Below are 8505 nucleotides of genomic sequence, written 5' to 3'. Positions count from 1 at the left end.
TCGCGGAGGCGGTGGACGCGGCCCGCTACGCACACGGCGGGGCCACCGTCATCGGCGACACCGTCGACCTCCTCGACCTGGAGCAGACCCGGGAGTGGGCGGCCCGTACGGAGAAGGAGTTCGGGCGGATCGACGGCCTGGTCCACCTGGTGGGCGGCTGGCGCGGCTCGGCGGGCTTCGCCGAGACCGACCTCGCCGACTGGGACCTGCTGCACAACCTCCTCATCCGCACGGTCCAGCACACCTCCCTCGCCTTCCACGAGCCCCTGCTGCGCTCCGCCAACGGCCGCTATCTGCTGACCAGCGCGGCCGGCGCGTCCAGGCCCACCGCGGGCAACGCCGCCTACGCGGCCTCCAAGGCCGCCGCCGAGGCGTGGACGCTGGCACTGGCCGACGCGTTCCGCAAGGCGGGGGGCGAGGAGGGCCCGCGGGCGGCGGCTGCCATCCTGGTCGTCAAGGCGCTCGTCAACGACCAGATGCGCGCCGAGCGACCGAACGCCAAGTTCGCGGGCTTCACGGACGTCACGGAGCTGGCCGAGGCCATCACCGGGGTCTGGGACAGGCCCGCACGGGAAGTGAATGGAAAGCGCCTGTGGCTGACCCCCGAGCCGTGAGCAAGGACAAGACCGACGCCCGGCGTCACCACGACCCCGCGGTGCGCGGGTTCGCCAGCGACAACTACGCGGGCGCGCACCCGGAGGTCCTGGCCGCCCTCGCCCTCGCCAACGGCGGCCACCAGGTCGCCTACGGCGAGGACGACTACACCGCGCACCTCCAGCGGGTCTTCCGCAGCCACTTCGGCCAGCGCGCCCAGGCGTTCCCGGTCTTCAACGGCACGGGGGCCAACGTCCTGGCCCTCCAGGCGGTGACCGACCGCTGGGGCGCGGTGATAGCCGCCGGCAGCGCCCACATCAACGTCGACGAGGGCGGCGCACCCGAACGGGTCGGCGGGCTGAAACTGCTGACGGTGCCGACCGAGGACGGCAAGCTCACCCCCGAGCTGATCGACCGCGAGGCGTACGGCTGGGACGACGAGCACCGCGCCATGCCGCAGGTCGTCTCGATCACCCAGAGCACCGAGCTGGGAACCCTCTACACGCCCGACGAGATCCGGGCGATCTGCGACCACGCCCACGAACGCAACATGCTGGTGCACCTCGACGGCGCCCGGATCGCCAACGCCGCGGCGTCCCTGGACGTCCCGATGCGGGCCTTCACCAACGCCGTCGGCGTGGACATCCTCTCCTGTGGCGGCACGAAGAACGGCGCCGTCTTCGGCGAGGCCGTCGTCGTCCTCAACCCCGACGCGGTGCGCGCCATGAAGCATCTGCGCAAGCTGTCCATGCAGCTGGCGTCGAAGATGCGCTTCGTGTCCGTACAGCTGGAGGCCCTGCTCGCCCGCGACCTGTGGCTGCGCAACGCCCGGCACGCCAACTCCATGGCCCAGCGCCTGGCGGCCGGCGTCCGCGCGATCGACGGCGTGGAGATCCTCTACCCGGTCCAGGCGAACGCCGTCTTCGCCCGGCTGCCACACGACGTCAGCGAACGCCTCCAGAAGCGCTACCGCTTCTACTTCTGGGACGAGGCGGCCGGTGACGTCCGCTGGATGTGCTCCTTCGACACGACCGAGGAGGACGTCGACGGCTTCCTCGACGCCCTCCGCGAGGAGATCGGCCGCTGAACCTGCCCCTGGGGGGAGCCCGCGCCCGGCCCGGTGACCCGTGTCACCGGGCCGGGCCTGTGGCGCGGGGCCAAGACGGCCGGACCGGAACACACCCACCGCAAGGGGGAGTACGGCGATGACGGTCCTGCGGCCGCCGCTCGGCGCATGGGACCCGGCCACGCCGGCCGAGGTCGCCGCGCTCTTCGCCGCGGCCCGCGCCCCCTGGTGGGTGGCCGGCGGCTACGCCGTGGAACTCTTCGCCGGGCACCGCGTCCGCCCGCACGACGACATCGACGTCCTGCTGCTGCGGCGCGACCAGCACGCCGTACAGCGCGCCCTGGCCGGCTGGGAATGGTGGGCGGCCGACCCGCCCGGAACCCTGCGCCCCTGGGCACCGGGGGAGACCCTGCCCGCCGGAGTGCACGACCTGTGGTGCAGACCCGGCCCGCACGCCCCCTGGCGTATCCAGGTCATGCTCGACGAGAGCGACGGCGGTGACTGGGTGTCGCGCCGCGACCCGCGGGTGCGCGCACCGCTGGACACCCTCGGCGTGACCACCGCTGACGGCATCCCCGTCCTCGCCCCCGAGATCCAGCTGTTCTACAAGGCGCGGGAACCCCGGCCCAAGGACGAACAGGACTTCGCGGCCGCGCTCCCGCACCTCACCGCCGCACGCCGCCGCCGGCTCGCACGGGCGATCGGCACGGCGTACGGCCCGCACCCCTGGACGCGCAGGCTGCGGGCCGCGGACGCCTGACCGCTACGCGGCCCCGCCGGGCAGCGGCGCCGTGCCGCCCAGGTGGGCCGGGACCCACCAGGTGTCGTCGGGGCCCTTGGGGCGGACGGGGTAGGCGCGCTGCGCGGCCTCCAGAAGGTCCTGGACCCGGGTCCGCAGCCGCTCGGTGATCTTCTCCGTCTGCTCCGCGGGACCGGCCGCCATCGGCTCGCCGACCCGGATCGTGATGGGGACGTGGTTGCGGCGCAGATCGCGCTTGTGCCCCTTGGTCCACAGCCGCTGCGTGCCCCACAGCGCCATCGGCAGCAGCGGCACCCCGGCCTCCTGCGCCAGCCGCGCCGCACCCGACTTGAAGGACTTCAGGGTGAAGGACTCGGAAATGGTCGCCTCGGGGAAGACCCCGATGATCTCGCCCGACCGCAGCGCGCTCAGCGCGTGCTTGTACGCGTGCACCCCCTGCGCGCGGTCCACCGGGATGTGCTTCATCGCGCGCATCAGCGGCCCCGACACCTTGTGCCGGAACACCGCCTCCTTCGCCATGAACCGCACCAGCCGCTTGGCCGGCCGCGCCGCCAGACCGCAGAAGACGAAGTCGAGATAGCCGATGTGATTGCTCACCAGCACCGCGCCGCCGTCCCGTGGGATGTTCTCCGAGCCCGCGATGTCGAACTTCAGGTCCAGCGCCTTGAAAGCGGTGCGGGCGGCGGCGATCACCGGCGGATAGACGAACTCGGCCATGTCGGGAGGGCCCCTTCTCTGTTCCTGGGGAGGGTTCTCCCGGCGGAAAGCTACGCCACCGTAAGCGGCGGCTCGCGCACGATCGTGCCCGATCACGGCTGCCGGGGCCACCACGGTGACGGGTGCGGGCGGGAGATTCTCGTCACGTGTCCCACCTGCGGCGTCGTCCCGCGCGGCCGGAAACCACCGCCCGGGAATCTTTCCGGCCCCGCGCGCGCTGCACCCTGCGACGACCGGGAGCGCGGGGCACGGCGCGCCCGCGCCGCGAGGGGAGACAGAGGGTGCACGGAGACGACGGGGAACAGCGGCTGAGCGCCGCCGACATCGGCACGGAACTGGGGGAACGCGCCACCCTCGTCCAGTTCTCCACCGCCTTCTGCCAGCCCTGCCGGGCCACCCGCCGCACCCTCGCCGAAGTGGCCGGCATGGTCGGCGGCGTGGTGCACGCCGAGATCGACGCCGAGGCCAGGCTCGACCTCGTACGACGGTGGCGGATCGTGCGCACCCCCACCGTCCTGGTGCTCGACGCGGACGGCACCGTGGTCCGCCGCGCCGCGGGGCAGCCGCGCCGGGCCGACGTCATCGCCGCGCTGGGCACGGCGATCCGTGATTGATCTCCCAGACCGCCGGTGCCACTTGACGCCCCGTCCCGGGCATCGTCACTCTGACGTGATGCGGCCAGGACCCCTTCTGTACCGACGCGCGCACGTCGACCTTCTGCGGACCGCCAGCGCGCGCTGTCCCCGCGGGTGAGCAGCGACGACCCCACCGCCGCCGGAGCACCCGGCGGCCGCGACTCGTTCCGTCCACCACGGCAGAAGGACACCTCCATGACGGCCTCCTCCGACCTCGCCACGCCCTCCGCCACCGGCACCGCACTGCTGCGCTCCGTCTTCCGGCGGCACGCGGCGGGCGTCGCGGTCATCACCGCGCACGGCACCCGGCCCGCCGGTTTCACCGCCACCTCGCTGACCTCCGTCGCCGCGGAGCCCCCGCTGATCTCGTTCGGCATCGCCACCGGCTCCTCCAGCTGGCCCGTGTTCGCCGACGCCGCGCACATCGGCGTCCACATACTCGGCGAGCACCAGGAGGAACTGGCCGCCACGTTCGCGCGCCGGGGCGCCGACCGCTTCGGCCCGTCCACCTCCTGGCGCTCCGGCCCGCACGGCGTGCCCCTGCTGGACGGGGTGACGGCCTGGCTGGTGTGCGAGGTCGTCACCCGCGTCCCGGCCGGTGACCACCGCGTCGTGCTCGCCCGTCCCGTCGCCGGGGACCCCGCCGGGCCCGGTCGTCCGCTGCTGTACCACGAGGGGCGCTTCAACGCTCTGCGGGACTGACGCGTTCCCTTCCCGCCGCTTCGCGGCCCGGATCAAGGTCGTTGGCAAGGTCACATTTCAGCGACCTTGATTCCGGGAACGACACCGTCTGTACTGGTGAGTAATATCGGGGTCGGCGCGAGGTCGCGCAACCGGCCCGGTGCCGCCCCACGGGCGCCTATGCTGCCAGCACAAGGCAGTACGGAAGAGACGAAGCAGGTAGGAGAGCCGGCGTGAGCCTGAGGATCGTTGTCTGTGTGAAGTACGTGCCCGACGCCACCGGCGACCGGCACTTCGCCGAGGACCTGACCGTCGACCGTGACGACGTGGACGGCCTGCTCTCGGAGCTCGACGAGTACGCGGTCGAGCAGGCCCTGCAGATCAAGGAAGCGGCCGGCGACGCGGAGATCACGGTCCTCACCGTCGGCCCCGAGGACGCGAACGACGCCCTGCGCAAGGCACTGTCCATGGGCGCGGACAAGGGCGTGCACGTCGAGGACGACGACCTGCACGGCACCGACGCGCTGGGCACCTCGCTGGTGCTCGCCAAGGCGATCGAGAAGACCGGCTACGACCTCGTCGTCTGCGGCATGGCGTCCACCGACGGCGCGATGGGCGTCCTGCCGGCCCTGCTCGCCGAGCGGCTGAACGTCCCCCAGGTGACCCAGCTCTCCGAGGTCTCCGTCGCCGACGGCAAGGTCACCGGCCGCCGTGACGGCGACACCGCGAGCGAGCGGCTGGAGGCCGCGCTGCCCGCCGTCGTCTCCGTCACCGACCAGTCCGGCGAGGCCCGTTACCCCTCCTTCAAGGGCATCATGGCGGCCAAGAAGAAGCCGGTGGAGTCCCTGGACCTGGACGACCTGGACATCGACGCGGACGAGGTCGGCCTCGACGGCGCGTGGACCGCGGTGGAGGACGCGACCGAGCGTCCGGCCCGCACGGCCGGCACGGTCGTGACGGACGAGGGAGAGGGCGCCAAGCAGCTCGCCGAGTTCCTCGCGGGCCAGAAGTTCATCTGACGCGGCCGCGCGGGCCGGGGGAGAGCCCCGGCCGGCCGCCCCTCAACCGCCCCACTTTTCCCGCAGGAGAGCGATCCCCATGGCTGAAGTCCTTGTCTACGTCGACCACGTGGACGGCGCCGTCCGCAAGCCCACCCTCGAACTGCTCACCCTCGCCCGCCGGATCGGCGACCCGGTGGCCGTGCACCTCGGTGCCGGCGCCGACACCGCCGCCCCGGTCCTCGCCGAGCACGGCGCGGTCAAGGTCCTGACCGCCGACGCCCCCGAGTTCGCCGAGTACCTGGTCGCCCCCAAGGTCGACGCGCTCCAGGCCGCCCACGAGGCCGTCTCCCCGGTCGCCGTGCTGCTGCCGTCCTCCGCCGAGGGCAAGGAGATCGGTGCCCGCCTCGCCGTGCGCATCGGCTCCGGCATCATCACCGACGCCGTCGACCTGGAGGCCGGCGACGAGGGCCCGGTGGCGACGCAGTCCGTCTTCGCGGCCTCGTACACCACCCGCTCCCGCGTCACCACCGGCACGCCGGTCATCACCGTCAAGCCCAACTCCGCCGCCCCGGAGGCCGCTCCGGCCGCCGGTACGGTCGAGCAGCTCGCGGTGACCGTCGCGGACTCCTCCAAGGGCACCCGGATCGTCTCGCGCACCCCGCGCGAGTCGACCGGCCGCCCGGAGCTGACCGAGGCCGCGATCGTGGTCTCCGGCGGCCGCGGCGTCAACGGCGCCGAGAACTTCCCGGTCATCGAGGCGCTGGCGGACTCGCTCGGCGCCGCCGTCGGCGCCTCGCGCGCCGCGGTGGACGCCGGCTGGTACCCGCACACCAACCAGGTCGGCCAGACCGGCAAGTCGGTCTCGCCGCAGCTGTACATCGCGGCGGGCATCTCCGGCGCGATCCAGCACCGCGCGGGCATGCAGACCTCGAAGACCATCGTCGCCATCAACAAGGACGCCGAGGCCCCGATCTTCGAGCTCGTCGACTACGGCGTGGTCGGCGACCTCTTCAATGTCGTCCCGGCGCTCACCGAGGAGATCAAGGCCCGCAAGGGCTGAGAACCCCCGCAAGGCTGACGAGGCCCCGCACACGGCTTGTGTGCGGGGCCTCGCGCGTACGGCCTGCTCAGTAGCCCGTCGTGCCGTCGATCCGCTCGCGCAGCAGGTCGGCGTGGCCGTTGTGCCGCGCGTACTCCTCGATCATGTGGACGTACGCCCAGCGCAGGTTGAGGTTCCGGTCCGGGGAGGGAGAGAAGGGCTCGTCCAGGCCGTGGCCGGCCACCGCCGCGTCGCAGGCCGCGGTCTCGGCGCGGAACGCCGCCAGCGCGGCCTCGGCCGTCTTGGGCGCCGCGTCGTCGAAGTCACCGTCGATGTTGTCGTCGGTGATGTAGAGCGAAGGAATCTCCTCACGGGCGAACCGCTGCCGGAACCAGGCGCGTTCGACATCGGTCATGTGCCGTACGAGTCCGAGCAGGGTCAGTCCGGAGGGCGGCGCGCTCGCGTGGGCGAGCTGGTCGGCGGTGAGCCCGGCGCATTTGCGGAGCAGCGTCGCGCGGTGCCAGTCGAGCCAGCCCTGCAGCATCTCCCGTTCGCCCGCGGCCTGCGGCGGGGCCGGGCGCTCGGTGTCGGGTGCGATCCATGTCATGAGGGGAGTCTGACGGCCGGGGCGGTGCGGCGCCACGTGGTTTTCGTGTGCCGGGCCGGGCGACGCGAGGGCGGGGGAGGGGTGTTGACCTTGGTGCGGCACCCCGTTAGCTTCGCCATACGAACTGCTGGTTCCGCTGGACGGAAGTGCGGGACGTCATCACCGGGAGGGTGCCGCATGGGCAAGCAGGAGACCGTGGCGACGAGCCTCGCGCACACCGTACGCGAGGAGATCGGGGCCGCTCTCGCCGCCGTCGACGCCGACCTGGCGCGCCGTTACCCGGGCGACGCCGGCACCCGCCAGCCCGTCCACACCGTCTACGTCCCCGCCGACAGCTTCGGCGCGGACACCGTCCGCTCCTGGGGCGAGGGGGCCCTCGCCGCCCTCGACGCCCACGCCCCCGACGCCGCCGCGCTCGCCGCGGTCCTCGGTCTCCCGGACGACCTGGCCGGCCCCGTCCACGACCGGGTGCGCGCCAAACTGGAACGGGAGCCCGTCGAGGACCTGCGCATCGACTTCGAGGACGGCTACGGGGTGCGCCCGGACGCCGAGGAGGACGAGGCCGCCGCCCGCGCCGCCGCTCTGGTCGCCGCCGCCCACCGCGACGGCTCGGCCGCTCCGTTCACCGGCATCCGGACGAAAGGCATGGAGGCCGCCGTCCGCGACCGCGGCATCCGCACCCTCGACATCTTCCTCACCGGACTCCTCGACGCCGGCGACCTGCCCGGCGGGCTCGTCCTCACCCTCCCCAAGGTGACCTACGCCGAGCAGGTCACCGCCATGGTCCGGGTCCTGGAGGCGTTCGAGAGGGCACGCGGACTGGAGCACGGGCGGCTCGGCTTCGAGATCCAGATCGAGACCACCCAGGCGATCCTCGGCGCCGACGGCCGGGCCACCGTCGCCCGCATGATCGAGGCCGCCGAGGGACGCGCCACCTCCCTCCACTACGGCACCTTCGACTACAGCGCCGCCTGCGGCGTCGGCGCCGCCCACCAGTCCCCCGACCACCCGGTGGCCGACCACGCCAAGGCCGTGATGCAGGTCGCCGCGGCCGGTACCGGCGTCCGCCTGTCGGACGGCTCCACCAACGTCCTGCCGGTCGGCCCGGCGTCCCGGGTGCACGACGCCTGGCGGCTGCACCACTCCCTGGTGCGCCGCTCCCTCGCCCGCGCCTACTACCAGGGCTGGGACATGCACCCGGCGCATCTGCCCACCCGCTATGCCGCCGTCTACGCCTTCTACCGCGAGGGCCTGGAGTCCGCGGCCGCCCGCCTCGCGGCCTACGTCGAACGCGCCGGCGGCGACGTCCTGGACGAGCCCGCCACCGCCCGCGCCCTCAGCGGTCATCTGCTGCGCGGACTGGACTGCGGCGCCGTCGACCCCGCCGAGACCGCCCGCCTGACGG

10 protein-coding genes are annotated in these 8505 nt (G+C 73.2%); 8 read left to right on the top strand and 2 right to left on the bottom strand.

Features of this window, described 5'->3' with window-relative positions; genetic code table 11:
• From AC51EU_RS23745 to AC51EU_RS23735, 3 genes are all read left to right on the top strand, one after another.
• On the top strand, positions 1-614 hold a 614-nt coding region (locus tag AC51EU_RS23745), incomplete at its 5' end, for an SDR family oxidoreductase (RefSeq protein ID WP_496269078.1).
• On the top strand, positions 611-1681 hold the full coding sequence (locus tag AC51EU_RS23740) for a threonine aldolase family protein (protein ID WP_496269077.1): 1071 nt from the start codon (positions 611-613) through the stop codon (positions 1679-1681). The genes AC51EU_RS23745 and AC51EU_RS23740, both read left to right, overlap by 4 nt.
• A 118-nt stretch (positions 1682-1799) precedes the next feature.
• Positions 1800-2420, top strand: coding sequence for a nucleotidyltransferase domain-containing protein (locus tag AC51EU_RS23735; protein ID WP_496269076.1), 621 nt, complete (start codon positions 1800-1802; stop codon positions 2418-2420).
• A 3-nt stretch (positions 2421-2423) separates the two neighbouring features.
• Here AC51EU_RS23735 and AC51EU_RS23730 read toward each other — a convergent pair whose 3' ends face one another.
• Positions 2424-3137: a lysophospholipid acyltransferase family protein gene (locus AC51EU_RS23730; RefSeq protein ID WP_496269075.1), complete on the bottom strand. Its 714-nt coding sequence runs from the start codon at positions 3135-3137 to the stop codon at positions 2424-2426.
• Between the two features lie 224 nt (positions 3138-3361).
• Between AC51EU_RS23730 and AC51EU_RS23725 the strand changes: the two genes are divergently transcribed.
• The 4 genes from AC51EU_RS23725 (at position 3362) to AC51EU_RS23710 (ending at position 6514) form a co-directional block, all read left to right on the top strand.
• Positions 3362-3751 carry a TlpA family protein disulfide reductase gene (locus tag AC51EU_RS23725; RefSeq protein ID WP_496269079.1) on the top strand — a complete coding sequence of 130 codons (390 nt, stop codon included), beginning with the start codon at positions 3362-3364 and terminating at the stop codon, positions 3749-3751.
• A 216-nt stretch (positions 3752-3967) separates the two neighbouring features.
• Positions 3968-4474 (top strand): flavin reductase family protein, encoded by a 507-nt coding sequence (locus AC51EU_RS23720; protein ID WP_496269074.1) that lies wholly within the window; start codon positions 3968-3970, stop codon positions 4472-4474.
• Positions 4475-4686: 212 nt separating this feature from the next.
• Positions 4687-5472: an electron transfer flavoprotein subunit beta/FixA family protein gene (locus AC51EU_RS23715; RefSeq protein ID WP_496269073.1), complete on the top strand. Its 786-nt coding sequence runs from the start codon at positions 4687-4689 to the stop codon at positions 5470-5472.
• Between the two features lie 79 nt (positions 5473-5551).
• A complete protein-coding gene (locus AC51EU_RS23710) occupies positions 5552-6514 on the top strand; it encodes an electron transfer flavoprotein subunit alpha/FixB family protein (RefSeq protein ID WP_496269072.1) in 963 nt (320 codons plus the stop codon).
• Positions 6515-6581: 67 nt separating this feature from the next.
• On the opposite strand, the gene AC51EU_RS23705 is transcribed toward AC51EU_RS23710, so the two are convergent.
• Positions 6582-7100, bottom strand: coding sequence for a DinB family protein (locus tag AC51EU_RS23705; protein WP_496269071.1), 519 nt, complete (start codon positions 7098-7100; stop codon positions 6582-6584).
• 177 nt (positions 7101-7277) lie between these two features.
• Here AC51EU_RS23705 and AC51EU_RS23700 point away from each other — a divergent pair.
• The coding region (locus AC51EU_RS23700; RefSeq protein WP_496269070.1) for a DUF6986 family protein at positions 7278-8505 on the top strand (1228 nt) is incomplete at its 3' end.

It is taken from the genome of Candidatus Streptomyces philanthi (assembly GCF_059553635.1).
Note: the sequence above shows the minus strand (reverse complement) of the source record. Positions and strands in the feature narration are given on the sequence as shown.